Annotated in this window: 22 protein-coding genes; 6 read left to right on the top strand and 16 right to left on the bottom strand. The window is 70.3% G+C overall.

Translation table 11 applies throughout. The features are described 5' to 3' along the window. Positions 1-46 precede the first annotated feature (46 nt). Together ACIPC1_RS05240 and ACIPC1_RS05235 are read left to right on the top strand one after the other, a co-directional pair. Positions 47-436, top strand: coding sequence for a hypothetical protein (locus tag ACIPC1_RS05240; RefSeq protein WP_402513434.1), 390 nt, complete (start codon positions 47-49; stop codon positions 434-436). 206 nt (positions 437-642) lie between these two features. Next, positions 643-2,103: a S28 family serine protease gene (locus ACIPC1_RS05235; protein ID WP_402513321.1), complete on the top strand. Its 1,461-nt coding sequence runs from the start codon at positions 643-645 to the stop codon at positions 2,101-2,103. A gap of 54 nt (positions 2,104-2,157) precedes the next feature. Here the strand turns inward: ACIPC1_RS05235 and ACIPC1_RS05230 are convergent, their stop codons facing one another. The 3 genes from ACIPC1_RS05230 to ACIPC1_RS05220 form a co-directional block, all read right to left on the bottom strand. After that, positions 2,158-2,826, bottom strand: a complete 669-nt coding sequence (locus tag ACIPC1_RS05230) for a hypothetical protein (RefSeq protein WP_402513319.1) — start codon at positions 2,824-2,826, stop codon at positions 2,158-2,160. A gap of 171 nt (positions 2,827-2,997) precedes the next feature. Next, positions 2,998-4,827, bottom strand: a complete 1,830-nt coding sequence (locus ACIPC1_RS05225; protein WP_402513317.1) for a glycoside hydrolase family 3 protein — start codon at positions 4,825-4,827, stop codon at positions 2,998-3,000. Between the two features lie 572 nt (positions 4,828-5,399). Beyond that, the gene (locus tag ACIPC1_RS05220; protein WP_402513315.1) at positions 5,400-6,317 is read right to left on the bottom strand and encodes a LysR family transcriptional regulator; all 918 of its coding nucleotides are present in this window, start codon (positions 6,315-6,317) and stop codon (positions 5,400-5,402) included. Positions 6,318-6,448: 131 nt separating this feature from the next. Here ACIPC1_RS05220 and ACIPC1_RS05215 point away from each other — a divergent pair, with 131 nt between their 5' ends. Further along, complete coding sequence (locus tag ACIPC1_RS05215) at positions 6,449-7,411, top strand: EamA family transporter (RefSeq protein WP_402513313.1); 963 nt, start codon at positions 6,449-6,451, stop codon at positions 7,409-7,411. Positions 7,412-7,621: 210 nt separating this feature from the next. Here ACIPC1_RS05215 and ACIPC1_RS05210 read toward each other — a convergent pair whose 3' ends face one another. The 5 genes from ACIPC1_RS05210 to hemC form a co-directional block, all read right to left on the bottom strand. Then, positions 7,622-8,269, bottom strand: a complete 648-nt coding sequence (locus ACIPC1_RS05210) for a response regulator (protein ID WP_402513311.1) — start codon at positions 8,267-8,269, stop codon at positions 7,622-7,624. Between the two features lie 2 nt (positions 8,270-8,271). Next, complete coding sequence (locus ACIPC1_RS05205) at positions 8,272-9,459, bottom strand: sensor histidine kinase (protein WP_402513309.1); 1,188 nt, start codon at positions 9,457-9,459, stop codon at positions 8,272-8,274. A gap of 51 nt (positions 9,460-9,510) precedes the next feature. Further along, entirely contained in the window at positions 9,511-11,715 is a 2,205-nt protein-coding gene (locus tag ACIPC1_RS05200) for an MMPL family transporter (RefSeq protein ID WP_402513307.1), read from the bottom strand. Positions 11,716-11,972: 257 nt separating this feature from the next. Further along, positions 11,973-13,187 carry a glycoside hydrolase family 18 protein gene (locus ACIPC1_RS05195; protein WP_402513306.1) on the bottom strand — a complete coding sequence of 405 codons (1,215 nt, stop codon included), beginning with the start codon at positions 13,185-13,187 and terminating at the stop codon, positions 11,973-11,975. A 181-nt stretch (positions 13,188-13,368) separates the two neighbouring features. Next, positions 13,369-14,304: a hydroxymethylbilane synthase gene (hemC, locus tag ACIPC1_RS05190; protein ID WP_402513304.1), complete on the bottom strand. Its 936-nt coding sequence runs from the start codon at positions 14,302-14,304 to the stop codon at positions 13,369-13,371. 56 nt (positions 14,305-14,360) lie between these two features. Between hemC and ACIPC1_RS05185 the strand changes: the two genes are divergently transcribed. After that, positions 14,361-14,882 carry an AAA family ATPase gene (locus tag ACIPC1_RS05185; RefSeq protein ID WP_402513303.1) on the top strand — a complete coding sequence of 174 codons (522 nt, stop codon included), beginning with the start codon at positions 14,361-14,363 and terminating at the stop codon, positions 14,880-14,882. A gap of 119 nt (positions 14,883-15,001) precedes the next feature. Further along, positions 15,002-15,631 (top strand): GNAT family N-acetyltransferase, encoded by a 630-nt coding sequence (locus ACIPC1_RS05180; RefSeq protein WP_402513301.1) that lies wholly within the window; start codon positions 15,002-15,004, stop codon positions 15,629-15,631. A gap of 157 nt (positions 15,632-15,788) precedes the next feature. Here ACIPC1_RS05180 and ACIPC1_RS05175 read toward each other — a convergent pair whose 3' ends face one another. Further along, entirely contained in the window at positions 15,789-16,727 is a 939-nt protein-coding gene (locus tag ACIPC1_RS05175) for a LysR family transcriptional regulator (RefSeq protein ID WP_402513299.1), read from the bottom strand. A gap of 50 nt (positions 16,728-16,777) precedes the next feature. Between ACIPC1_RS05175 and ACIPC1_RS05170 the strand changes: the two genes are divergently transcribed. After that, the gene (locus ACIPC1_RS05170; RefSeq protein ID WP_402513298.1) at positions 16,778-17,404 is read left to right on the top strand and encodes an RBBP9/YdeN family alpha/beta hydrolase; all 627 of its coding nucleotides are present in this window, start codon (positions 16,778-16,780) and stop codon (positions 17,402-17,404) included. On the opposite strand, the gene ACIPC1_RS05165 is transcribed toward ACIPC1_RS05170, so the two are convergent. The 7 genes from ACIPC1_RS05165 to ACIPC1_RS05135 form a co-directional block, all read right to left on the bottom strand. Beyond that, positions 17,397-18,674, bottom strand: coding sequence for an MFS transporter (locus ACIPC1_RS05165; RefSeq protein ID WP_402513296.1), 1,278 nt, complete (start codon positions 18,672-18,674; stop codon positions 17,397-17,399). The genes ACIPC1_RS05170 and ACIPC1_RS05165 overlap by 8 nt on opposite strands. A gap of 338 nt (positions 18,675-19,012) precedes the next feature. After that, positions 19,013-19,813, bottom strand: coding sequence for a sugar phosphate isomerase/epimerase family protein (locus tag ACIPC1_RS05160; protein WP_384373548.1), 801 nt, complete (start codon positions 19,811-19,813; stop codon positions 19,013-19,015). A gap of 17 nt (positions 19,814-19,830) precedes the next feature. Then, positions 19,831-20,769, bottom strand: coding sequence for a GNAT family N-acetyltransferase (locus ACIPC1_RS05155; protein WP_402513295.1), 939 nt, complete (start codon positions 20,767-20,769; stop codon positions 19,831-19,833). Between the two features lie 188 nt (positions 20,770-20,957). Then, positions 20,958-21,695 (bottom strand): alpha/beta hydrolase family protein, encoded by a 738-nt coding sequence (locus ACIPC1_RS05150; protein WP_402513294.1) that lies wholly within the window; start codon positions 21,693-21,695, stop codon positions 20,958-20,960. Between the two features lie 140 nt (positions 21,696-21,835). After that, on the bottom strand, positions 21,836-23,029 hold the full coding sequence (locus tag ACIPC1_RS05145; RefSeq protein WP_402513293.1) for a sialidase family protein: 1,194 nt from the start codon (positions 23,027-23,029) through the stop codon (positions 21,836-21,838). After that, positions 23,017-23,583, bottom strand: coding sequence for an RICIN domain-containing protein (locus ACIPC1_RS05140; RefSeq protein WP_384373562.1), 567 nt, complete (start codon positions 23,581-23,583; stop codon positions 23,017-23,019). The genes ACIPC1_RS05145 and ACIPC1_RS05140 overlap by 13 nt, the downstream gene beginning before the upstream one ends. A gap of 552 nt (positions 23,584-24,135) precedes the next feature. Beyond that, positions 24,136-25,185 carry a LacI family DNA-binding transcriptional regulator gene (locus ACIPC1_RS05135; protein ID WP_402513291.1) on the bottom strand — a complete coding sequence of 350 codons (1,050 nt, stop codon included), beginning with the start codon at positions 25,183-25,185 and terminating at the stop codon, positions 24,136-24,138. Between the last annotated feature and the right edge of the window lie 143 nt (positions 25,186-25,328).

Here is a 25,328-nt window from a genome sequence, read left to right as displayed (position 1 = left end):
TACACCAGTACGCGCATAGGGTTGCGGTACGGGAGGGACGACAGTGGTGGACAGTGCCGCGGTACGCCGACGGACGGCGCTCGGCGTTGCCGTGCTGACCGCGTCCGTACTGCTCGCGCTGGTGAGCCCCGGCAGCGCGGAGGCCGCGGCCTCCTCCTGCGCGGGGCGCAAGGTCCGCACGCTGCCCTTCTCGACCGGATCCGTGCAGGTCTACAAGCGCGGCGGCTACATCTGCGCCATGACCTTCGCCAGGACGCCGGGGTCCCGCAAGAAGATGTCCGTCAGCGTGCAGGCGCGTGGGGGTCGGCCGGTGGTCGACGACGGGCTCTTCTCGCACCACGCGGGCCCGGTGACCGTCCATGCGGGGCGGCGCTGCGTGTGGATCAAGGGCTCCGTCGGCGGGGGATCGGTGAGTTCGGGCTGGATCCTCTGCTGAACGCTCCGGATGCTCTGCTCAGCGCTCCGGACCCTCTGCTCAGCGCTCCGGATCCGCTGCCCGGCGATCCTGATCGCTCGGCAGAATGATCTCGATTCTTGGCCGATTCACCACATACCCACAGGGTTTGCGCAATTGCCCCTGGTGTCACGCGAGTTGCTCCGCTAGGTTCCGGCGGACATCTGCGTTACTCCAGGGGAGGGTGCATGCGCAAGGCGCTCAGATGGCTGCTGGCGCTCACGGTGCTCATAGGCACGTTGAGCACGGCCGGGGCGGCCACCGCCGCCCAGCCGGAGGCCACCACCGGCACCACAGGTACGGCAAGTACAGCTAGTACAGACATACTGGACCGGCTTCTCGCGATACCCGGGATGAGCCTCGTCCAGGAGAAGCCGTACACCGGCTACCGCTTCTTCGTGCTCAACTACACCCAGCCGATCGACCACCGGCACCCGTCCAAGGGCACGTTCCAGCAGCGCATCACCGTGCTGCACAAGGACACCGCGCGCCCGACGGTCTTCTACACCGGCGGCTACTTCGTCTCCACGACCCCCAGCCGCCGCGAGCCCACCCAGATCGTGGACGGCAACCAGGTCTCGATGGAGTACCGCTTCTTCACTCCGTCCCGGCCCGACCCGGCCGACTGGTCCAAGCTCGACATCTGGCAGGCGGCCAGCGACCAGCACCGCATCTTCCAGGCCCTCAAGCCGATCTACGACAAGAAGTGGATCTCCACGGGCGGCTCGAAGGGCGGCATGACCGCCACGTACTACGAGCGTTTCTACCCGCGTGACATGGACGGCGTCGTCGCGTACGTCGCGCCCAACGACGTGGTGAACAACGAGGATTCGGCGTACGACACCTTCTTCGAGAACGTCGGCACCGAGGAGTGCCGCGACAGGCTGAACGCCGTGCAGCGCGAGGCGCTGGTACGCCGTGAGCCGCTGGAGAAGACGTACGCGGCCTACGCCGCCGAGAACGGGTACACCTTCACCACGATCGGCAGCCTCGACCGGGCGTACGAGGCGGTCGTCCTCGACTACGTGTGGGGCTTCTGGCAGTACAGCCTGCTCGCCGACTGCGACACCATCCCGGCGGACGCGGTGAACGCCACGGACGAGGAGATCTGGACCTCCATCGACACGATCTCCGGGTTCTCCTTCTACACGGACCAGGGCCTGGAGCCGTACACGCCGTACTACTACCAGGCGGGTACGCAGCTCGGTGCGCCCACCATCGACTTCCCGCACATCGAGTCCAGCCTGATCCACTACGGCTACCAGCCGCCGCGGAACTTCGTGCCGCGGGACATCTCCATGAAGTTCCAGCCGTCGGCGATGCGTGACGTGGACTCCTGGGTCAAGAACAACGCCAACCACATGCTGTACGTGTACGGCCAGAACGACCCGTGGGGTGCCGAACGCTTCCGCCTCGGCAAGGGCGCGCACGACAGTTACGTCTTCACGGCACCCGGCCTGAACCACGGCGCCAACGTCGCGGGCCTCGTCGCGGACGAGAAGGCCCTCGCCACCTCCCGCATCCTGGAGTGGGCGGGCGTCGCCTCGGCCACCGTCCAGGCGGACCCGTCGGCGGCCAAGCCGCTCGCGAGGTTCGACGCGAAGCTGGATGTTCGCGACATCGAGCGCGAGCCCACGCTGCGGCCGTAACTCCCGGCCTGCTCCCGTAGGCAAGTAGGCAACGTCGGTGCTGCGTCCGCCCGTTCAGTACACCGGGCGGGCGCAGCCCACCGGCCTGGTGCCGCCGAGCTGGACGTACAGCTCTGTGGAGGCCGGGCACTGGGAGCGGTCCTCGACCGACGACATCACCTTGTACTCCGGCGGTTTCCTGCCCTTGCCGTCGCACGCGGTCTCGCGGACCTGGCCGCTGCCGGAGCTGTAGACGCAGTCACCGACGACGGTGCGGGGGCCTCCGCCGCCACCCGGGTCGCCGGGGTGCGGGGGTTCGAGCTTGCGCATACAGGCGTAGCCCTGCGGGATCACGCCGTCGCCGTCCTCGTCGGAGGCGGGCCGCATCTCGCTGATGTGCAGGACGAAGTCCGTGTTCGCGGGGCAGGAGGGGCCGTCCGCCACCTTGCCGTCGTAGCGGGCCGCCACCCGCGCGGCCGCCCGTTCGCTGGTGCAGGGCACCTCGGTGAAGCTGGTCGTCCCGAAGGAACTGCACTCCTCGACGCCGAGGAACACCGCGCCGTAGCCCGCGGGCGCTGTCGACGCCGTACCCCCGGAGGCTCCGGACGCGGACGGCTCGGACGGCCCGGACGAGGTCGACAGCGCGTCACAGCCGGCGAGTCCCGACACCACCAGCACACACACCGGCACGCACATCAGCACCCGCGTCGGCAATCTGCGCAGCACGGCACGTGCACTCCGCATGGTTCGCATGGCAATCCCCCCGGTACCCCAGCCCAGCGTGACCCGCGACAGCGGGCCACGCCAGGCGTACGGGGGGCTTTGCGCCACTTGGTGTGGGTCCGCCGGGTGTGCGGCGTACGCGCCGTACGTCGGATGACTCGTTCGTACGACATCCCCTGTCAGGCTGTCCGACTAGTACCGCAACCCGTACCCGATCGGATACAGCACCTGCGCCGGATCGTCCGCCCGCTGGACCGGTACCGGTAGTTCGCCCCGTGGCTCCGCGTGGCCCGCGATCACCCGGGCCGCCGCGCGCAGTTCGACGTCGGTCCAGGAGTATGCCGCCAAGTAGGCAGGAACGTCCGGGAGTTGGGCCACGTCGTACGGGTTGCGGATGGCGACCGCGATCACCGGGACGCCCGTGGCGAGGAGTTGGGCGACGAGGGTTTTCTGGGAGCTGGTCGCCGTCACGTTGTACGTCCCGACGACCACCGCGTCCGCGTCGCCGGCCGCCGCGACCGCGCGGGCGATCGTCGCGGCCGAGGGGGCGGTGCCGGTGGACAGTGCCGTCGCCGAGAAGCCCAGTTCGGTGAGGGCGGTGGCGAGGACCCTGGTGGGCGGTCCGTCGGTGCCGGACGGGGAGGCCGGGTCGGCGCCGACGACCAGCACCTTGGGGAAGCGCCGCGGGGAGAGCGGCAGCAGGTCCTCCTTGTTGACGAGCAGGGTGGTGGTGCGCTCGGCGATCCGGTCCGCGGTCCTGAGGTGCGCCGCCGTGCCGACGGACCGGTCGACACCGGCGTCGGTGACGTACGGGTTCCTGAGCAGCCCCAGCTTCGACTTGAGACGCAGGACGCGCAGGATCGACTCGTCGAGGCGCGCCTCGGTCAGTTCGCCGCCCCGTACGGCCCTGAGGACGGCGTTCCAGGCGATGTCGAGGGAGGGAGGGTTGAGGAGCTGGTCGACACCGGCCTTGAGGGCCAGTACGGGGACGCGGTCGTCGCCGTACTTCGTGCGGACGCCCTCCATGCCGAGCGAATCGGTCACCACGAGTCCGTCGTAGCCGAGTTCCCCGCGCAGGATGCCGGTGAGGATCGTCGGCGAGAGGGTGGCCGGATCACCGGAGCCGTCCAGCGCCGGGACCATGATGTGCGCGGTCATGATCGAGTCGATGCCGGCGTCGATGGCCGCCCGGAAGGGCGTGGCGTCCAGGGTCTCCCACAGCTCCCGGCTGTGCGTGATGACCGGGAAGCCGTAGTGGCTGTCGACGGCGGTGTCCCCGTGCCCCGGGAAGTGCTTGGCCGTGGCCGCCACCCCGGCCCCCTGATACCCCGTCACCTGGGCGGCGACCAGCTCCGCCACGGCGTCCGGGTCGGCGCCGAAGGAACGTACGCCGATCACCGGGTTGGCCGGGTTGACGTTCACGTCGGCGACCGGGGCGTAGTCCTGGCGGATGCCGAGCGCGTGCAGTTCGTCGCCGGCGATCCGGCCGGCCGCGCGGGCGTCGCCCCGCGAGCCGCCCGCGCCCAGCGCCATCGCGCCGGGGAGCAGTGTCGCGGGCTTGCCCACCCGTGCCACTATCCCGTGCTCCTGATCGGTGGAGATGAGGACGGGCAGCCCGCGGGGCTGTGCGAGTGAGGCCTGCTGGATCCCGTTCGACAGGGCCGCGATCTGGTGCGGATCACGGGTGTTGTGCGCCCAGGCGAAGTAGATGATCCCGCCGACGCGATACCTGGCGATCAGCTCGGCCGCCGTCCTGACGCCGATCTCCTTGAGATTGGCGTCGATGTCGGCCTGGTCGGGCGCGGTCGCCGAGTGCCCGTACACCCGCATCACGAAGAGCTGGCCGACCTTCTCCTCCAGCGTCATACCGGAGATGAGGGCGCGGAGTTCGGTGTCGTCGTGTGGGCCGGTGCCGGCGTACGCGCCCGTACCGCCGGCGAGGGCGGCGGTGACGCCCGCCGTGGCGGCGAGAACGGTACGTCTGGACGGTCGTGCCGTGCTTCCCGTGCTGGAGTCGCGCACGTGGCGCTCCTTCCCTCGTGAAGGAAACTTCCGAGGAGTCACGAATATCCGGGAAGTTTCTTCCAGTCAAGGGTGCGCACATTGACGCGCGGCGAGTCGCAGCGGGGTCGCGGTGGGGCCGCCACCGGCGCTGTTGGAGGGGGGCGCGCCGGTGACGGCATGCTGTCGGCCGCAAGTGGCGGAGAGGGTAAGTCGGCTTTCGCAGCCAGCAGCGAGGCCGACACCACTCTGCGGAGACTCATCCGGCAGCGTGGCGGTTGGACGAAGGGGAAGGGGTCCGGGTTCCCCGGAATGCGCGGATGGTCGGAAGTTGGGGTGGGGGGTTCGGGTGGGGGAGAGGGGACGCGGTGGCCGCCCCCGCTGCTCACCGTCTCAGCTGTGGGCGTGCGTGCAGGCAGCTCCGGTCGTCCTCGCTGTGGGCATGCGTGCCGCTGGGGGCGGCGCCCGCCCCAAGGGAGCGGCACCCCGAAAGCGCCGGGCTGCGCGACCCACCCTGACCTCCGCCCCCACGCCGGGCAACCGGTAACGCCCCTGACCTCAGCCCCCACACCGGGCACCCGGCAAGCAGAGCCTCAGTGAGAAACGTGCTCCGACACCGCGGGCCAGTGCGCCTGGAGTGTCCGGACCATCTCCGCGATGGCGGGCCGCCGCGTCGCCCCCGTACGCCACAGCGCGTACAGCCGCCGTACGGGCACGGGATCGAGCGAGACTTCGACGACCCCGTCGGGAAGCGGCCCCCGCCCCAGCCGGGGGATGAGCGTGACCCCCAGCCCCGCCGCGACCAGCGCGACCAGCGTCGGGTTCTCTTCCGCCTGATGGGCGATGTCCGGCTCGCACCCCGCCGCCCGCAGCGTCCGTACGAGCCAGTCGTGGCACACCCGCCCCGGCGGCTGACAGATCCACCGCTCACCCTTGAGATCCTCCCGCCGCACGGCCGCCCGCCCGGCGAACGGATGCCCGGCAGGCACCAGCAGATCGCAGGGGTCGTCCCCGATCACCGCCTGCTCCAGCCCTTCGGGGGCGGGCGACCGGGCGATGTCCCAGTCGTGGGCCACGGCCACGTCCATCGCACCCTTGGAGACCAGATCGACGGACAGGTGCGGATCGATCTCGGTCAGCCGGGTGTCCAGCGCGGGATGCCGCCGCGCGAGATCCGCGAGTACGCCGGGCATCAGCCCCCGCGCCGCCGACGCGAACGCCGCCACGCCGAGCCGTCCGGCCGGCAGCCCCCGCCGCTCCTCCAGCTCGATCTCCGCCCGCTCCACAATCGCCAGCAACTCCCTTGCGGTGGCGGCAAGCTGCTCGGCCTGCTCGGTGAGCCGTACGCCACGCCCCTGACGTTCGAGGAGTACGGTCCTGGTCTCCCGCTCCAGTTTCGCGATCTGCTGGGACACGGCCGAGGGCGTGTACCCGAGTGCGGCAGCGGCGGCGCCGACGGTGCCGTGGACGGAGACGGCGTGCAGGGCGCGCAGCCGTTGGAGATCGAGCACGGGGCCTCCCGGGGTGGCGGTGACGTAGCCGCATCGCACGCGACGTACCCACATCACATAAGCATCGCTACATCCAACCATGCAGAAATCGGTGCTGGTGCTACATGGTGTGAAGGCCCGATGCTCGACCCATGCGACCCACCCACATCTCCCTCGCCGTCCTCGTCGCCGCCGTCTGGGGCGTGAACTTCACGGTCATCGAGGTCGGCCTCGACCACTTCCCGCCCCTGCTCTTCTCAGCCCTCCGCTTCCTGGTGGCCGCACTGCCCGCGGTCTTCTTCGTGGGCCGCCCGAAGGTGGCGTGGAAGTGGATCGTGACGGTGGGTCTGGTGCTGGGGGTCGCGAAGTTCGGGCTTCTCTTCATCGGCATGGACGCGGGCATGCCGGCCGGCCTGTCCTCCCTGGTAATCCAGATCCAGGCGGTGTTCACGGCCCTGTTCGCCATCGCGTTCCTCGGCGAACGCCTCACCCGCGTAAGGCTGTTGGGCATGGCGGTGGCCCTGTGCGGGGTGGGCCTGGCGGCCGTGGACGAGGGCACGGCCGGCCCCGTCGGCGCCTTCGCCCTGGTCATGGTGGCCGCGGCCTGCTGGGGCGTGTCCAACGTCCTCACCCGCAAGGCCTCCCCGCCGGACCCGCTGAACTTCATGGTGTGGGTCAGCACCGTTCCCGTACTGCCGCTGCTCGGCCTCTCCCTCCTCACCGAGGGTCCGTCCCGCGACCTCGACGCGCTACGCGCCCTGGACTGGCAGGGCGCGAGTGTCGTTGTCTACGTCGCCTGGATCACGACGGTCTTCGGCTTCGGCGCGTGGGGCTGGCTGCTGCACCGCCACCCGGCGTCCACGGTGGCGCCGTTCTCCCTCCTGGTCCCGGTCTTCGGGATGTCGTCCGCGGCGCTCTTCCTGGGCGAGACGATCAGCCCGTTGCGGTGGGGAGCGGCGGCGCTGCTGGTGGGCGGCGTGGGGCTGACGTCGGTGGTGAGGCGGCCCGGGGCAGGGGGAAAGCCCGGGGTGGCTGGAGAGTCCGGGGTGGGGGAAGCGAAGCCGCGGGCAAGGGGGGCTTCCCCCTCTCGTGCGCGAGCCGACGTGTCGTCATGACCCCGTTTATGGGGTGCTCCCGCCGGGTCCCGCGCGTATCCAGAGCTGCCGAGCATGTGCGCAGGCCATGGTCTTTCAAGGGGCGAGGGACGTTGGGCACGTGCCGTTGCGAGAGGCGGGAATGGAGGGCTGCTCCTGCGCACGTCGGAGCGCAGACACAGGGCCGGCCAATTCCAGGAGATCAGTGCGTTCCAGCCAGGCGCCCGGGCCTCAGGAGCGCGCAAGTAGGCCGCGTTCCAGGGCGATGACGACGGCGCGGGTGCGGTCGCTGACGTCGAGTTTCGCGAAGACCCGCAGAAGGTGTGTCTTCACCGTGGCCTCGCCGATGACCAGGCGACGGCCGATCTCGGCGTTGGACAGGCCGTCGGCGACCGCGCGCAGCACCTCCCGCTCGCGGGCGGTGAGCGCGACCGGCTCGGGGCGGCGCATCCGGGCCACCAGGCGCTCCGCGACCTTGGGTGCGAGGACCGTCTCACCGCGCGCCGCCGAGCGGATGGCGTCGGCGAGTTGCTCGCGGGTGGTGTCCTTGAGGAGGTAGCCGATGGCGCCGGCCTCCACGGCTCGTTCGATCTCGACGTCCGTGTCGTACGTGGTGAGGATCAGCACCCGGGTGGCAACCGGCAGGGCGACGATCTCGGCGGTGGCGGCCACGCCGTCGAGCACCGGCATGCGCAGGTCGAGGAGGGCCACATCGGGGGCGAGCCGCTCGACGAGGTCGACGCCCTCGCGGCCGTCGCTCGCCTCGCCGACGATCTCTATCGTGGGCTCGTTGGCCAGCAGGGCGATGACTCCGGCGCGCATCACGGCGTGGTCGTCGACCACGACCACGCGGATCCGGTCGTACGCGGTGTCGGTCATGGTCAGTCCTGACTGTGCGTGGGAAGGCTGGCGAGGACACGAGTGCCGTCCCCGAGGGAACTGGTGACGGTGAGTTCACCGTCGAGCTCGGCCAGCCGTCGGCGCATGCCGTCGAGGCCGAAACCTTGGGAATCCTCGACGACGAAGCCGCAGCCGTCGTCAGTGATCTCCAGCTCGACACCACCCGCGAGTTCGGTGAGGACGACGCCGACGGCGGAGGCACCCGAGTGTTTGCGCACGTTGGCGAGGGACTCCTGCGTGCAGCGCAGCAGGGCGACGCGGGTCCGCTGGTCCAGGTCCATGTCAGGCAGTTCGGCGGTGACGGTGAGGCCGGTGTCCTGGACGAAACGATCCAGGGTTCTGCGCAGGGTGGCGGCCAGCGAGCCGGATGCGACGCCGCTCTCGGGGGCGGAGCCGACGAGCACCCGGGCCTCGGCCAGGTTCTCGCGTGCGGTCTGCTCGATGGAGGTGAGCTGCTCGGCGCAGCGTACGGGGTCGGTGGCGGTGGCGGCTCGGGCGGCTTCCGCGAGCACCACGATGGAGGCGAAGCCCTGGGCGAGGGTGTCGTGGATCTCCCGGGCGAGCCGTTCGCGTTCTTCGGCCGCGCCCTGCTGTTGATACGCGGACGCCAACTCCTCCTGAGTGATGGCCAGTTCGGCGGTCAGTTGCTCCTGCCGCTCGTTGCTCTGGCCGACGAAGTGGTGCACCCACAGCCCCAGACCCACCCCTGCGACGTAGGCGACCACGGTGAACACCGTGTTCCCGGTGAGGAATTGAGGGCTCCAGCCCTGGCCGAGCGTGCCGCCGAACACGGTGAGTGCCGCGGCGGCCCCGCTGAGTGTGATCGCGTCCCGTGGGGCGCGGGTGAAGAGCCAGAACTGCGGCAGGGACACCACGTAGAAGGCGGCCCCGCCGTCCAGGAGGTAGGCCGTCGCGCCCAGGACGAGGACGAGGACGGCGAGGTAGGTGCGGGGACGCAGAACCGGGTTGTCCGGCCGGGTGAGAACGACGAGGTGACACAGCGCGATCAGGGCGAGCAGGCCGAGCATCCAGTACCTCCGGGCCGGCGACGCGTCGAGCACGGCGACGGCCGGGGGCAGCAGGCCGAACAGGATCCAGCCTGCCGAGTTCCAGCGGCGGATACGGTCCGGGCTGAGCCGGTCGCCCGACTGCTGCTGCCACTGAGTCACGCTGATTCACCTCGTTCGTGAGGGAGTTGAGGGGCCGGGCAGTCGAGTCGATCAGCCTACCGATTCCAGGGGGCGGGGGGTCGGTTCGGCGCTGCGGCGGGCACGGCGCACTCCATGGGAGGGCCACCAGTTGGCCTCGCCGAGCAGGAGCATCATGGACGGCAGGACGAGCATACGGATGACGAAGGCGTCCAGGAGGACGGCGACCGCGAGGCTGAAGCCGATCTGCTTCATCTCGATCAGGTGCAGGGCCGCGAAGCTGGCGAAGACCGTGACCATGACCACGGCCGCGCTGGTCACCACGCCCGCCGAGCTGCCGATGCCCTCGATCACGGCCTTGCGGGTCGGGACTCCGCGCAGGGCGGCCTCCCGGATCCGGCTGATCACGAAGACCTGGTAGTCCATCGACAGGCCGAACAGGATCACGAAGAGGAACAGCGGGACACGGGCGCCGATCGAACCGGTGGAGGTGAAGTCGACCAGGCCTTCGGCCCAGGTGTGCTGGAAGACCATGACGAGAATGCCGAGCGAGGCGGCGGCGGAGAGAAGGTTGAGGAGGATGCCGACCAGACCGAGGACCACGGAGCGGAACGCCCAGACGGTCATGGCGAAGGTCACCAGGAGCAGTGCCCCAATGATGAGCGGCAGCTTCTGTTCCTGGTGGGTCGGGTAGTCGGTGTAGCGGGCGACGTCACCGGTCACCGCGCTCTCGACACCCTTCACCTGGCCGACGGTCTTCGGGAGGTACGTGTCGCGGATGTCCTTGAGCGACGACTGGGCCTCGTCGCCGCTGACGTAGTACGGGACCTGTAGTTGGAGCATGCTGATCCGCTTGTCGGGCGACGTGGTCAGCTGGGAAATGCCGCTCAGGCGGGGGTCGTCCTTGACGTCAGCGGCGAGTTCGCGCAGGGCGGCGGTCACCTCGGGCGAACGGTCGGCGTCGGCGCGGACGACGACCTGGTGCATGGACTTCAGCTCCGGGTAAGCCGCGTTCAGCCGGTCGTAGACCTGCATGGCGGCGATGGAGCGGGAGTGTGTCTCGCGACCCATGTCGGTGAGCTTGAGGCCGAGGACCGGGGCGGCGAGGGCGAGCAGCGCGAGAACGGTGACGGTGAGCGTGGCGATGGGGTGTTTGGCGACCGGGCGCAGCACCGCGGCGGTCAGGCGGCCGGGGCCGGTCAGTTGCGTCTTCTGCTTCTTCGGCATGAGCCCGCGGGCCGCCCGGCGCTCGGCACGACGCTCGGCACGCATGCCCAGTGTGGCGAGGAGGGCGGGCAGCACGGTCAGGGAGCTGACGACGGCGACGAGAGTGACGAGGATCGCGCCGGTGGCGATGGACGAGAAGATGACGTCGTCGGCGAGGTAGAGGGTGGCGCTGGAGGCGGCGACCGCGAGGCCGGAGACGACTACGGCCCGGCCGGACGTGGCGGCGGCGAGTTCGACGACGGCCTGCGGGCTCAGTCTGCCGCCGGCGCGGGCTCGTTCCTCGCGTTCACGCTTGAGGTAGAAGAGCGTGTAGTCGACGCCGACCGCGAGGCCGATGAGCAGGATGACGTTGGTGCTGATGCCGTTGTCGGGGAAGACGTGCGAGGCCACCATCGTCAGGCCGACGGCCGCGGCGATCGAGGACAGGGCGAGCAGCAGCGGTACGAGGGCCATCGCCACGGAGCTGAAGACCAGCAGCAGGGTGATGAGGGTGACCGGCAGGGCGATCATCTCGGTGCGCGCGAGGTCGTCGCCGCGCAGCTTGTCGACGCCCTTGCTGATGGAAGGCGATCCGGTCTCCTCGACGCGCAGCTGGGGGTTGGCCTTCTGTACGGCCGCGGTCTGCTCGAGCAGCGGGTCGACGTGCTCCTTGCCCTCCAGCTCCGGGCCTTTCATGGTGACGGTGACCCGCACCGCCGTGTTGTCCGCGCCGCGTACCGGGTCGGTGACGGAGAACACCTCGGGCAGCTTGGCCATCCGGGCGGCGACGTCGGCGGCGGCCGAGTCGGCCGCGGCGATGTCGAGCTCTCCGGTCCCCGGCTTCGCGGTGATCAGGACGTGTTCGACGGGGCGCTGCTGTAATCCGCCCTCCGCGGCGATCGCCTCGCCGCGTCCCGCCTCGCCGATGCGGAAGTCCTCGGTGGTCGCCGCGTTGGTGCCGACGGAGATACCGATACCGAGGCACAGGACGACGAACACGAACCAGCCGACGATGCCCCGCCAGGGGTGGGCGGCGCTCCAACGAGCCATGCGTACAGGAAGATTCTTCATGTCGTCCATGCTCTTCGGCGGGGGTGTGGTGCCGACAGCAGCGACCGGTTGAACTTGAGGTCCACCGACTGGTGGACCCCCGCCCGGCTCAATGGAAGCTGAGGGTGTGGAAGAGCGTCACGTTTGTCTGGGCACCTAGCGATAGCCGCTGTTCCCACTGGGCCCCAGCGGTTCCCACTGGGCCCCAGCGGTTCCCACTGGGCCCCAGCGGTTCTCACTTGTTCCCGCTGGGGCCCGGTGGTTCTCGCCGGCCGGAGTTACTTCAGCCGGAACGGCGCCGACATCGCCGTCAGCATGCTGTGGTCGGCGTCGTCGTCGGACAGTTCCCACATGAAGGTGCCCAACAAGCCGCTCTGCTTGGCGTAACGGGCCCTGATGCCGATCGACGCCGGATCCTCGTAGCTCACGAACTTCCGCTCGGCGGCGTTGTACAGCCACGGGGACTGCGCCTGCGGACTCCAGTACCGCTGCCAGGCCGGGTCGTCGAGCAGCGGCTCGATCGAGTGCCAGCCGCCGACCCCGAACGTGGACTCGTACGTCTGGTACAGACCGTGGTTCTCGCCCTCCTCGTTCACCACGACGCCGCGGCCGTAGAACGGAGTGCCCAGCACGAGACGGTTGGCGGGGACGCCGTGCAGCCGGTAGTAGGCCACCGCGCCGGTCACGTTGTTCCAGCTCTTGTCCGGCTGTGCCATCGGGTCGGCGGACACCGGCCCCATCGGGGCGTTGAAGGTGGACACCGGTGAGAATCCGGTGCCCATGTCGTAGGTCATGAGGTTGATGAAGTCCAGGAGCTTGGCCAGCTTGCCGAGTTCGAAGCTCTTCGCCGGGTCGTAGGCCCCGTCGGTCTGTAGCCGTCCCGTGGGAAGGGCGGCCGTCACCTCGTACCGCTTGCCGTCCTCCTGGCCGCGCTTGTCGATCTGGGTGCGGAACTCCTGCGTCAGCAGGGTCATGTTCCGGCGGTCCTCGGGCCGGTCGGTGATCTCCGTCGGGCCGCCGTAGACCGGGAACTCCCAGTCGAGGTCGACTCCGTCGAAGCTGCCCCGGTAGGTGGAGAAGAACAGATCCAGACAGGAACTCACGAACGTCTGCCGGGAAGCGGCGGTGAGCGCGGCGTCGGAGAACCCGGCCGTACCCCAGCCGCCGATGGAGATCAGCGTGCGGAGCTGGGGGTGTTCACGCTTCAGCTCCGCCAGCTCCGCGAAATCCTGCGCGGCTGACGGCTGAATTGTGCACTTTCCCTGGTCGATCGTGGAGAATGCGTAGAATAGATGGGTTATTCGGTCGGCGGGAATCTGCGATACGGGATAGGACTCGCTGTTCCATCCCGCGTAGTACGCGCCGATTACCGGACGTTGTTCCGCGGGTGCTGTCGCGGGTGCTGTGGCGGCAGCTGTATCGGCTCCGACCAGGCACGCCGCCGACGCCAGGCATGTCAGCAACAAGGCCCGCATTCGGCGGAATCGCAACATTCATTACCTCCATGAAGAGTGGGTAATGGTCACGGTAGCGGGCCGGGCGGGCAGGCAGGTATTTTCACCGCGAAGGGCGGAGAATTCGGGAGCGTACGAGTGCCTGGCGCATTGAGTTCGCCTCCCGATTCGGATATTCACGTACCTCTGAGGCGTTCACGGCCCAGGTGGGGGCGAAACGTCAGTGAGGGATGCCGTCGATGAGTTCGCGGGCGCCCTGGCGCAGGAGGGCGACGGCGACGGAGGTGCCCAGGGTCGCGGGATCGAGGCGGCCCGCCCACTCGTGGGCGTTGAGTACGGTCTTGCCGTCCGGGGTGAACACGCAGGCCCGCAGGGACAGTTCGCCGCCGCGCTCGGACTTCGCGTAGCCGGCGATCGGCGAGTTGCAGTGGCCCTGGAGGACGTGCAGGAACATGCGCTCGGCGGTGGCCTCACGGTGCGTGGCCGGATCGCCGAGGCCGCTGACGGTGTCGATCACCGCCGTGTCGCCCTCGCGGCACTGGAGGGCCAGGATGCCCGCACCGATCGGCGGCATCAGCGTCTCCGGCGACAGGATCTCGGTGATCACGTCCACTCGCCCGATGCGCTCCAGGCCGGACACCGCGAGCAGCAGCGCGTCCGCCTCACCGGCCGCCAGTTTCTCCAGACGCCGGTTGGCGTTCCCGCGGAACGGCACGCAGTTCAGGTGCGGATGGGAGGCGGCGAGTTGCGCGACGCGGCGTACGGAGGAGGTGCCGACCCGGGTGCCCGGCGGCAGTTCGTCGAGGGTGAGCCCGCCGGGGTGGATCAGCGCGTCACGGATGTCGTCCCGCGCGAGGAAGGCGGCGAACATCGTCCCGGCCGGCAGCGGCCGGTCCGCCGGGATGTCCTTGACGCAGTGCACCGCGAGATCCGCCTCGCCCGCCAGCAGCGCGGCGTCAACCTCCTTGGTGAACGCCCCCTTGCCCTCGACCTGCGCCAGATCCCCCATCCACTTGTCCCCGGTCGTCTTCACCGGGACCACCTCGGTACGGACACCGGGGTGCAGCACGGCCAACTCGCCGCGAACACGCTCCACTTGGGCCAGCGCCATGGGCGAGTCGCGGGAGACGATACGGAGGGTTTCCGGGGCGGTCATGGCGTTCAGGATAGTGGCCTGCCGGGGGAACCGACGCCCGCGTAGGGTCGTACGCCATGATCCTCTGGCTGAACGGCACCTTCGGCGCCGGCAAGACCACCACCGCGAAGGAACTCGCCTCCCGCATACCGGAGGCCAGGCTCTTCGACCCCGAACAGGTCGGGTACATGCTCTGGCACGTCCTGGGGAAGCCACGGGACTTCCAGGACTTCCCGCCGTGGCGCGGGCTGGTGGTCGAGACGGCACGCCAGGTCCTGGACCACGTGGGCGGAACGCTCGTCGTCCCCCAGACGGTCCTCAACGAGCGGTACTGGCACGAGATCCGCACAGGCCTCGCCAAGGCGGGCATCCCGGTACGCCACTACCTCCTCCACACCGACCACGACACCCTCGTCCACCGCATCGAGACCGACACCGACCCCGACAGCGTCGGCGCCCGTCAGTGGCGCCTGGACCACCTCGCCGACTACCAACGCGCCCTGCCCTGGCTCCGCGAGGAGGCGGAAACCGTCGACACGACCGGCATCCCGCCGTCGCGGGTCGCGGAACTCGTCATGGCCGGGCGGGGGAACGGGTGAGTTGGTGCCGCTGAGCCCGGCTGCCAGGAATCTGGTTCGACGGCTCCCGTTGCGTACGGAAGACTTCGCCGGGCTTCCATCCAAGGGCTGTCGGCGGAGTTGCAAAGGGGTGTCGGGCGTTGGGATTCACGCTGGTGGGGCCGGTTCTCGAAGGTGCGCTTGTGCGACTGGAGCCGCTTGACCGACGTCATGCGGCCGACCTCACGGAGGCGGCGGAGGAGGACCGCGGCTCGTACGCGTTCACGTGGGTGCCGAGGGCCGACGAGGTGGGCGCATACATCGACGCGCAGCTCGACCGTGCCGCGACGGGGAAGCTCGCGCCGTACGCGCAGGTCGACCGGGCCAGCGGGCGGGCCGTCGGCGCGACATCGTTCTGGGAACCGCGGAGTTGGCGCGCGGACGATCAACTCGACGCCGTCGAGGTCGGGTTCACCTGGCTCGCGTCCTCCGCGCAGGGGACGGGGCTGAACACCGAGGCCAAGTTCCTCCTCTTCCGGCACGCCTTCGAGGAGTGGGGCGTGGCGCGTGTCGACCTGAAGACCGACGCGCGCAACGGCCGTTCCCGCGCGGCGATCGAGCGCACCGGCGCCCGCTTCGAGGGCGTGCTGCGGAACTGGTCCCGCTCCTGGGCGCCGGGCGAGGACGGCCGCCTCCGCGACTCCGCGATCTATTCGGTTACGGCGGCGGAGTGGCCGGAGTGCGGGAAGCGGCTGGAGGAGCGGCTGGCGGGGATCCGCGGGTCGCGATGAGTCAGTCGCCGTCTTCCGTGGCGAGCTTGAGGAAGGCGGCCCAGGTGGTGGGGGCCGGAGGCGACTTCGGGCCGAGGGCTCCCTCTCGTGGCGGCCCTCTCCGACGCCTGGGAGGTCCGGGACCGGGAGTACGGCAAGACCCTGTGGGGCCGTGTACTCAGCTGACCAACTCGGCGGCCGTGGCGAGCAGTTGTTCCTGTACGGCGGTCAGTACGGGGTCGCCCTCGGACCCTGTACGTACGGCCATGAAGACGTTGCGGGTCGGTGGGGTGCCGTCCGGGGTCAGGAGGGCGAGGCGGCGGTGGGCGTACAGGGGGTGGACCATGCGGGGGATCAGGGCTACTCCCTGGCCTGCCTCGACCAGGGCGGCGAGTGCGCCCCAGTCGTTGACGGCATGGCGGATGTCGGGCGTGAAACCGGCCGCCGCGCAGACCGTGCGGGCGACCGCGCCGCAGCAGCTGTCGGCGTCGCCGACGATCCAGGGGTCGGTGGCGAGCTCGCGGAGCGCGACCCGGCCGCGGTCGGCGAGGCGGTGGCCGGACGGTACGGCGAGGTCGAGGACGTCGGTCAGCAGATCGGTGCGGGCGTAGCGGAGGTCGGTGTGCGGGGGCGTGGCCGGGAAGTCCACGGCGACGGCGACGTCGACCTGGCCCGCGTCGAGGGCGGTGAACAGGTCGGGCGGCTGGGCCTCGACGACGTCGATACGGACGTGGGGCAGCCGCTCGGCGAGGGCGGCGAGTGTGCCGGGCAGGAGGCCGAGGATGCCGCTGGACAGGGCGCCGACGGTGACGGACGCCCGGCCGCCGCCCTCGCCGTAGGCGGCCAAGTCGGCGCGCGCCCGCTCCAGTTGGGCGGCGATGAGATCGGCGTGCGCCAGTAGTACCCGGGCCTGACCGGTCAGGCGTACGCCCCGGCCGTCGCGCTCGGTCAGCGGGACGCCGGCCTCGCGGGCGAGGGCGGCGATCTGCTGGGAGACCGCCGATGGGGTGAGGTGCAGGGCTTCCGCGGCCCGGGCGAGGCTGCCGCGTCGCTGGAGTTCGCGCAGGACGGTCAGTCGGCGGAGGTCCATGGTGAAGGTCTCGCTTACCTGTTCCACCCTGAAAGATTAACTGGACCGTCGTGCGGGTGATCGGAAACCATCAACCCATGACCTCCCGGAACTTCCTCATCCTCCACGGCTGGCAGAACCACCGCCCGCCCGGCCACTGGCAGCACTGGCTGGCCGACCAACTGACCGACCTGGGGCACCTCGTCGTCTACCCCCAGCTGCCCGACCCCGACGACCCGGACCTGGAGGTGTGGCTGGAGGAGTTGTCCCGGCACCTCGAAGGTCTGCCGCGCGGCGCCGAGCGCGTGGTGATCGCCCACAGCCTGTCCGTTCTGCTGTGGCTGCACGCGGTCGCCCGCGGTGCCAAGGGCCTCGACGTCGACCGGGTCCTGTTCGTGGGGCCGCCGTCCGCGTCCACACTCCTGGGGATCCCGGAGGTCGCGGCGTTCGCCCCGCCCGCCTTCCCGCTCACCCTGCCGGGGCCGACCCGCCTGGTCGCGGGCGACGACGACCCGTACTGCACGGAGGGCGCCCTCGCCGCCTACGGCGACCCCCTGGGCATCCCCACCGAGCTCATCCCGGGCGCGGGCCACCTCGACCTGGACGCCGGGTACGGGTCCTGGCCGGCGGTACTGGACTGGTGCGTCGACGGCGCCGATTCCGGCGCTGGCGCGGGCTCCGGCTCCGGCTCCGGCTCCGTGAAGTTCACCGCACGACTCAGTTGACGACGACGCCCTTCGTGCGGGGTTCCTCCGGCTCGCCGGACTCGGAGCCACGCAGCTCCGGGGTGGTCGCCGCCACGGCGGCGACCGCCAGTACGCACAGCACCCCGCCGCTGACCAGCGCGGTCACGCCGGACGTCCAGCCGGCGACCAGACCGCCGCGCAGGTTGCCGAGGTTGGGCCCGGCCTGGCCGACGATCTGCTCGGCGGCTGTCACCCGGCCGAGGAGGGCGTCCGGCGTACGGGTCTGCACGATCGTGCTGCGCGAGATGACGGAGACGGTGTCGGCGGCGCCCGCCAGCACCAGCAGGCCCAGGCCGGCCCACGGGTTGGGGACCAGGCCGAACAGCGCGAGCGCGGTCCCCCAGGTCGCCGCTCCGCAGAGCATCACCAGGCCCGGACGGCCGAGGCGGGTGATCGAACCGGACAGGGTCGACGCGGTGATGCCTCCGACGGCCACCGCGGACAGGAACAGACCGAGGGTGCGCGGGTTGTCGCCGAAACGCTCGGCGTTGACCAGCGGGAAGAGGCTCATCGGCATCGCCAGCACGGTGGCGGCCAGGTCGGTGATCAGCGCGCCGCGCACCGCCCGGTGCCCGGCCAGGAAACGCAGCCCGTCCACCACCCCGCGCAGCCCGGCCCGGGCCGGCTCGCCCTCGGGTGGCAGCTTCGGCAGGCCGAGGGCGCCGTAGAAGGCCATCCCGAAGCTCAGCGCGTCGATCAGGTAGCAGCCGCCCACGCCCAGCCAGCCCACCAGCAGGCCGCCGAGCGCGGGACCGGCCAGCATCGTCGCCTGGAACGAGACCATGTTGAGTGCCAGCCCGGCACCCACCTGGTCCTTGGCCAGCAGACGCCGGACGAACGAACCCGCCGCGGGGCCGCCGACCGCCCCGAAGCAGGACTGCGCGGCAACCAGCGCGAGCACCCCGACCACCGGCACCTGGCCGAAGAAGCCCTGCACCGCGAGCAGCAGCGAGACGACCGCCTGGCCGACCGTGCTCACCAGATAGATCTGCCGCCGGTCCCGCCGGTCGGCCAGCGAACCCGCGAACAGCCCGAACGCCACCATCGGCAACGCCTGCGCCAGCCCGACCGCACCCGTCCAGACCGTGCTGTGCGTCATCAGCCAGACCTGGTACATGACGGCGACCATGGTCATCATGGCGCCCAACATGGACACCGTCCGCCCGATCAGCAGCCTTCGGAACGCGGGAGAGGCCCGCAACGGCCGGACATCGAGCAACGTACGGGTCAGCTGCGGCTTCAGCTTCATGAGAGGGCGACGGGGCGCACGGGCGGAATCACCGGGCGGAGGCTAGCCTGCCGTCCCGGCCCACGGCCACTGAATAACCGGGGACCGCGCTCGGCTACGCCGACTTCGTTGTGCAGGGGTGCGGGGTGTTCCCGCCTTATGCGGTCTTGTTGTGCAGGGGTGCGGGGTCCACCCGCCTACGCCGTCTCGTCGTGCAGCGGTGCAGGGTGCTCCCGCCTACGCCGTCTCGTCGAGCAGCGGCGCGGGGTGCTCCCCTCCACGCCGTCTCGTCGAGCAGCCGTGCGGGGTGTGCTCCCGGCTGCGCCAACTGGTTGTGCAGTGGTCCGGGGTGTCGCCGGCTACGCCGACTCGTTCAGCAGGCGTGCGAGGTGCTCCCGGCCCGCGCCCAGCAGGTCCGCGAGCGGCGCGGCCCCCTCGTACCACCGCTTCTCGTACTCCCAGCACAGCCAGCCGTCCCAGCCCTCGCGGGAGAGCAGGTCCACGCACTCGGTGAGCGGGAGCACCCCCGCTCCGAGCGGCAGCGGGGTGGTGTCCTCGGCGGACGCGATGTCCTTGACCTGGACGTAGCCGAGGTGGGGGGCCAGCGCCGCGTACGTCGACGGCGGCTGTTCGCCGCCCAGCCAGGTGTGCATGACGTCCCACAGCGAGCCCACCTGCCGGTGGCCGACCGGGCCGAGGATGCGGATCGCGGCCGCGCCGGTGCGGTGCGAGTCGTGGGTCTCCAACAGGATCCGTACGCCCACCTCGGCGGCGTACTCCGCCGCGGTTCCCAGGCGTCGGGCAGCCGTCGCGTCCGCCTCCTCGGGGCGCTGGTCGGTCCCCGCCCCCGGGAAGACGCGGACGAAGGGAGCGCCCAAGTCCCTTGCCAGGTCCAGGAGTTCACGGATCTCCGCGAGTACGGCGGTGTCGTCGCCCGGCGCGGCGACGCGCGCGTATCCCGCCAGGCCGAGGATCTCGATGCCGGACGCCTTGAACTCCGCGGCCACGTCCGCCCGTTCGGCCGGTCCGATACCGGGGTGCACGGGCTCCTCAGGATGCGCGCGCAGTTCGACGCCGTGGTAGCCGTGCGTGACGGCCAGACGCAGGACGTCGGAGATGGGGAGTGCGGGGACGCCGAGGGTGGAGAAGGCCAGCTTCATGAGGGCGACTTTACTCGTCACTCAGCGTTGCCGCGCAGGTCCAGGCGCCAGTCCTGGCCGACCAGATCCGCGCCGAAGGAGCGGTGCGGTTTCTCGGAGACGAGGACGAAACCGTGGCGCTGGTAGACGCGGCGGGCGGCGGCGAGAACGTCGTTGGTCCACAGGACGAGATCGTGGTAGCCGACGCCGCGTGCGAAGTCCTTTACGGTCGTGACGAGTTGGTCGCCGACGCCGAGGCCGCGCGCGTCCGGTTCGACGAGGAGGAGGCGCAGGCGGGCCGTCGCCGGCGCGTCGTCCCGTACGCACATCACGCAGCCCACCGGCCGGCCGTCGAGCTCGGCGATCCACACCCGCTCCAGGTGCGGATCGCGATCCTCGGCGAAGTCGGCGACGATCCTCGCCACCAGGCCCTCGTAGTCGGTGTTCCACCCGTACTCCGCCGCGTACAGCGCGGCGTTGCGCTGCACGATCCAGCCGAGGTCACCGGGGCCGGGCTCGCGCAGCACCACGTCCTCGCGGCGGGGAGCCCGGCCCCGTCCGTCGCCCAGGAGCGTCCGTACCGTCCGCAGCGCCTCCGCGAGCCGCGGCCGGTCGGCCGGGGGCACCGTGGCGAGCAGCGAACCGACCGTCTCGCGCGCCCTCTCGTCCAGCAGGCCGGCCGCCTCCCGGCCACGCGCGGTGAGAGTGACGCGACGGCGCCGCGGGTCCTTCTCCGACGGGGCGCGCTCGACCAGGCCGTCCTGCTCGAACCTGTTGAGGATGCGGCTCAAGTACCCCGCGTCCAGGGAGAGTTCGGTGCGGAGATCGGCGATGTCCGTACGAGGGGAGTGCGCGAGTTCGTACAGGACGCGCGACTCCGTGAGCGTGTAGGGGGCGTAGAGGTGGCGGCCGTAGTCGAGCGCGCCGATGACGTTCGTGTAGAAGCGGTTGAAGGAGCGGATGTCCTGGACGGTCATGATCGGTCCCGGGTTGTCGGCTCTGGGGGTCCGGCTTTTGGGGCGTTCGGCTCCGGATTGTTGACTCAGTCAGAGGTTCTCTTCCAGCGTAAGTCGTGGCCGGCCGGGCGTCCACGGGTGTGTTCCGAAGCCCCTCTTCCGTGCCTACGCGGCTGCCGGTGCAGGGGGGCTTGCGTTGCTTCGGTTGCTCAGCGGAGGTGCTGGGCGAAGAAGTCCATGGTCGTTTCCATGGAAGCCGGCCACTGGGGGCCGAAGGCGTGGCCCTCGCCCTCGTACTCCTTGAGTTGTACGTCCTTGCCCGCTGCCTTGAAGGCGGCCATGGTCTGGCGCGACCAGGTGATGGGGCAGGTGTCGTCGGCGGTGCCGTGGTGGATCAGCAGCGGCTCGCTCAGGCGGTCGGCGTACGTGATGGGGGAGACCTCCTGCCAGAACGCCGGGTTCTCCTCGGGTGTGCCGTGGGCTGCCTCGATCTCGGCGACGAGCGGGTCGCCGTCGCTACGCCGGAACCGGTCGACGTTCTCGGCAGGACGTGAGCTCACCGGCGCGAACACCACGGCGGCGTCCACCAGGCCGGGTGCCACGACCAGCGTGTTGTACGCGACGCCGCCGCCCATCGACCGGCCCAGCAGGCCGATCCGGTCGCCGTCGATCTCCGCGCGGGTGGAGGAGCGCAGGGCCAGAACGGCGCCGATGACGTCCTCGGTGTATCCGAGGCGGAGGTTCGAGCCCGTGTGCTTGCGCTCCATCAGGGCCGGGATCGACACCGGGTCGGCGGGGGAGGGGGGAGGAGTTGACGTCCTGGTGGGGGCGGAGGGATCGGCTGTGGTCGACGTCGGCCCGCCTGTGGGTTCGGCGGCAGCGGTGGCGTCGCCGCCGGTGCAGCGGGCCGTCGTCAGGAGTAGCAGCCCGGTGGCTGCCGCAGCCATGCCGCGAATTGACCGCCTGGGGCCAGTATCCCCCTACGGGGATGCGGGGGCGGAGTGTGGTCGCTCGGGGGTGAGCCCGTGGGTATCTTCAGGGGGCTCACCCCCTCGGCGGCGCGAACTCGAACGCCGGAGTCGACGACTCAGCTGGTTATGTCTAGCTTGCTCACCTTGATGACCGAGGTGTCGTACTCCCAGACGACGAAGAACTTGCCGGGCGCGTACTCGTCGGCCATGGGATAGGTGTCCCAGCCGGCGCCCGTGCCTGCCGGTGTCGGGTCGTATGCGGGGCCGTCGGCGAAGAGCTTGCTCGTTCCCCAGGCCGCGCCGGGGCTCTTGACCTTGTAGTCCAGGGTCAGCCGATAAGCGCTGGTGGCGTAGGAGGTGTTGGCGATGGTCAGATACCGGCCGGCGCTGTCCTTCGTGAAGTAGACCTTGGAGTCGTTGCTGGGAATGTTGCTGTCCAGCGCGAAGTTGGACCAGGACTTGCCGCCGTCGGTGCTGGTGGCCGTCACCGCGGATGTCTTCGAGACGGCGTAGCTGCTGCGGGCGACCATGAGCAGCTTGTTCGGGTCGTCCTGCGAGACGACCAGCTGCGGTTCACCGCCGAGGTAGCTGTTCGGGTCCCCCGCAGGGGTGCCGGCCGTCCAGTCCACCAGGTTGGTGGAGTACAGCGCCCCGTTCTGCCGGCCCGACGCCCAGTACGGCATGACGTACGTTCCGTCGGCCAGTTGGACCGGGCGTCCGGCGAAGGCGAGGTTCCCCAGGCCCTCGACGACGTCCCGGGTGTCCGGGTTGTCGATCGGCATGTTGACGGTGAAGTCCTGCCAGGTGTGTCCCTGGTCGGTGCTCTTCTTGGCGACGATGGCGTTGATCGGCAGGCCCGTGCGGTTCGCGGGCGAGGTCCGGCCCAGGTACGCGTAGATCGTGTCGCCCACCTGGTAGAGGGTGACGAAGTGCCAGGAGTACTCGCTGGTCTCCTGCGCCAGCGTCTGTGCGGGGCTCCAGGTCGCGCCGCCGTCGGTGGTGTACGAGTACCGCATGTACCCGTGGTCGACGACGTTGCCGGACTCGCCGACCACCGCAGCGGTCGTACCCTCCCGCCAGACCACGACCGCGTTGTTCGCACTGGTGCTGATGATGTCGGGCACCCGGGTTCCGTCGCCCTCGGTCGCGGTGTTCTCGTAGACCGTCACCGCGCCGGAGACCCCCGCCGCGGACGCACGGTCGGGGAAGACGAGGAAGCCCCCGACCAGGGCGGCGACGAGGGCGAGCAGTGCCGTCAGGAGTACCGGCCGGGGCCGCCGCGTGGTCCGCTGTTCCGCTACCAGAGCCACTGCTGGTCCTTGTTCCCGGAGCAGGCCCACTGGAAAGCCTTGGTTCCGTCGGTAGTTGAGGTGTTGGGGATGGCCAGGCAGAGCGAGCTGGCCTTGTTCGTCAGCTGGCCGAGGTCACCGCGAATCCAGATCTGCGAGTTGCTGGTGCTGCTGCACGTCCACTGGATGGCAGTGACGCCCTCCGTCGGGCTGCCGCTGGGGATGGCCAGGCACTGGTCGCTCGCCTGGTTGCGCACCAGGTAGCCGCCCGTCACCGCTTCGAGCTTCCAGTACTCGCTCGTGCTGGTGCTGCATGGCCACTGGATCAGCTCGGTTCCGGCGGTCGGGCTGCCGCTGGGGACGGCGAGGCACTTGCCGGTGCCCTGGTTGTAGAGCCGTGCGTAGACGTCGGTCGCGACGGCCGTAGTGGTCTCGGCGGCCTTGGCGCTCTCGGCTGCCGATGCCGTGCCGGTCAGTGAGGAGCCCGTGAGCACGGGCGCGCTCAACAGGGCGACGGCCGCCGCGGCGACGGCAAGTCTTCTTATTCGGGAGGTTCCTGGCAGTCCGCGCTGCATCTGGCTTGTCCGTTCCTTCGCATTCGCTAGCGATGGGCGGCTCTGAGTAGAGCCTTCCTCGAAGTTCATCGAATCGTTCCATCGGTGGGGTACGACAGCGTTCCCGGATCGAGAACAGTCTGCGAAACCATCCCACCAGTTTGGGGGGCGACTCCTGAGGCTGTCGTTGGCTGTGAGTCCACTGATGCTCGGCATCGCGTCTACTCCGGCGCGGAGATGGACGCCGGCTTGAGGCTGTGGTGGCCGCGTGCGGCGCAATTCGATCGCCGAACGGACCGGCGGTCAGCTCGATGGCATTTACGAGGTTCACTGAGCGGAGCCCGTCGGCATGCGGCTGATCATCAAGGGGTACGCCGACCAGTGGCGCGGGAAACAGGCGAAGGAAGCGCGCGTGTACTGGCTGCCGGTCGGGCACGGGGCGGTACGGGTCCCCTCCGCGCCGGTTGAGGGAGGTGTCTTGCCTCGGTGCACCGCATCGGGCAGGGCTCCTACGGTTACCTCGCCACCGGGTTCGGGGCTCATGCAGGTTCTACGCCCAAGCCCCGTGAGTTCCTACGACCGCGGCGCTCCCGTCGAACCCCGTACCGTCAACTCCCCTCGCACCGTGGCGATCCCCCCGGGCGGCGGCTCCTCCCGGCCCATGGCGATCCGGCCGGCGCGTGCCCCGGCCTCGGACAGGGGCAGTCGCACCGTTGTCAGTGCGGGCACCGCGTCGATGCTGAACGGGAGGTCGTCGAAGCCCGCCACGGACACGTCGTCCGGAATGCGTAGGCCTGAGTCCCGTAGGGCGGCACATGCGCCGAGGGCGACGGTGTCGTTCGCGGCGACGACGGCGGTCAACGCGGGGTCGCAGCGTAGGAGTTCGAGGGTCGCCTCGTAGCCGGAGCGGCGGTCGTAGCGCCCGTGCAGGGTGCGCAGGGGGTCGTCCTTGATTCCGTGTGCGGCCAGTGCGTCCCGGTGGCCCTCGAGTCGGTGCCGGGTCGTCGTGCGCGCCTCGGGGCCGGCGATATAGCCGAGCCGTCGGTGCCCGAGGCCGATCAGGTGCTCGGTGAGTTCCTGGCCGCCCCCACGGTTGTCGAAGGTGAGGGCGATCGCCTCGGCGGCCTCGGGCGAGGGCGGCCGTCCGCAGAGGACGACCCTGGTCCCCGCATCCGTCAGCCGGCGCAGCTTCGCGGCGACGGCGGTGGCGTGCGTGGCGTCCTCGATCGCGCCGCCGGTGAGGACGACGGCGGCGGCGCGTTGGCGCTGAAGGAGCGTGAGGTACGTCAGTTCGCGCTCCGGGGAGCCGCCCGTGTTGCACACCACCCCGAGGCGCTCCCCGCCCGCGCGGCCGCCGGGGCCGCAGATCTCCGACTGGATCGCGGCCGCCATGATTCCGAAGAAGGGGTCGGCGATGTCGTTGACGAGGATCCCGACGAGGTCGGACGTCGCGGCGGCCAGCGAACTCGCGGGCCCGTTCAGCACATAGTCCAGCTCGTTCACCGCGCGCAGCACCCGCTCGCGGGTGGCCTCCGCGACGGGATAGTTCCCGTTCAGCACCCGGGACACGGTCGCGGGCGAGACCTGCGCACGCGCTGCCACGTCCGCCAGGGTCACGGTCATCTCGTCGTCCTCCGGTTGCGCAACTCGTTGTCGTCTTCGTGAAAGGCGTGCGGCCACACGGTTCCCCGAGGCCGGTCCGGTGCTCCGGGGAGCCAGGTGTTCGGGCGGCCCATATATGCGTACATCCGACCCTGACCACACCC

The organism is Streptomyces sp. NPDC087263 (assembly GCF_044744645.1).
Taxonomy (GTDB): domain Bacteria; phylum Actinomycetota; class Actinomycetes; order Streptomycetales; family Streptomycetaceae; genus Streptomyces.
This window is presented reverse-complemented; position numbering and strand designations above follow the sequence as displayed.

Bases quoted from the DNA above. Each gene is read 5' to 3' on its own strand.
- ACIPC1_RS05235 (WP_402513321.1), top strand. From the start codon at position 643: ATGCGCAAGGCGCTCAGATGGCTGCTGGCGCTCACGGTGCTCATAGGC.
- ACIPC1_RS05230 (WP_402513319.1), bottom strand. From the start codon at position 2,826: ATGCGGAGTGCACGTGCCGTGCTGCGCAGATTGCCGACGCGGGTGCTG.
- ACIPC1_RS05215 (WP_402513313.1), top strand. From the start codon at position 6,449: ATGCGACCCACCCACATCTCCCTCGCCGTCCTCGTCGCCGCCGTCTGG.
- ACIPC1_RS05210 (WP_402513311.1), bottom strand. From the start codon at position 8,269: ATGACCGACACCGCGTACGACCGGATCCGCGTGGTCGTGGTCGACGAC.
- ACIPC1_RS05200 (WP_402513307.1), bottom strand. From the start codon at position 11,715: ATGAAGAATCTTCCTGTACGCATGGCTCGTTGGAGCGCCGCCCACCCC.
- ACIPC1_RS05195 (WP_402513306.1), bottom strand. From the start codon at position 13,187: ATGTTGCGATTCCGCCGAATGCGGGCCTTGTTGCTGACATGCCTGGCG.
- hemC (WP_402513304.1), bottom strand. From the start codon at position 14,304: ATGACCGCCCCGGAAACCCTCCGTATCGTCTCCCGCGACTCGCCCATG.
- ACIPC1_RS05185 (WP_402513303.1), top strand. From the start codon at position 14,361: ATGATCCTCTGGCTGAACGGCACCTTCGGCGCCGGCAAGACCACCACC.
- ACIPC1_RS05170 (WP_402513298.1), top strand. From the start codon at position 16,778: ATGACCTCCCGGAACTTCCTCATCCTCCACGGCTGGCAGAACCACCGC.
- ACIPC1_RS05165 (WP_402513296.1), bottom strand. From the start codon at position 18,674: ATGAAGCTGAAGCCGCAGCTGACCCGTACGTTGCTCGATGTCCGGCCG.
- ACIPC1_RS05160 (WP_384373548.1), bottom strand. From the start codon at position 19,813: ATGAAGCTGGCCTTCTCCACCCTCGGCGTCCCCGCACTCCCCATCTCC.
- ACIPC1_RS05155 (WP_402513295.1), bottom strand. From the start codon at position 20,769: ATGACCGTCCAGGACATCCGCTCCTTCAACCGCTTCTACACGAACGTC.
- ACIPC1_RS05150 (WP_402513294.1), bottom strand. From the start codon at position 21,695: ATGGCTGCGGCAGCCACCGGGCTGCTACTCCTGACGACGGCCCGCTGC.
- ACIPC1_RS05140 (WP_384373562.1), bottom strand. From the start codon at position 23,583: ATGCAGCGCGGACTGCCAGGAACCTCCCGAATAAGAAGACTTGCCGTC.
- ACIPC1_RS05135 (WP_402513291.1), bottom strand. From the start codon at position 25,185: ATGACCGTGACCCTGGCGGACGTGGCAGCGCGTGCGCAGGTCTCGCCC.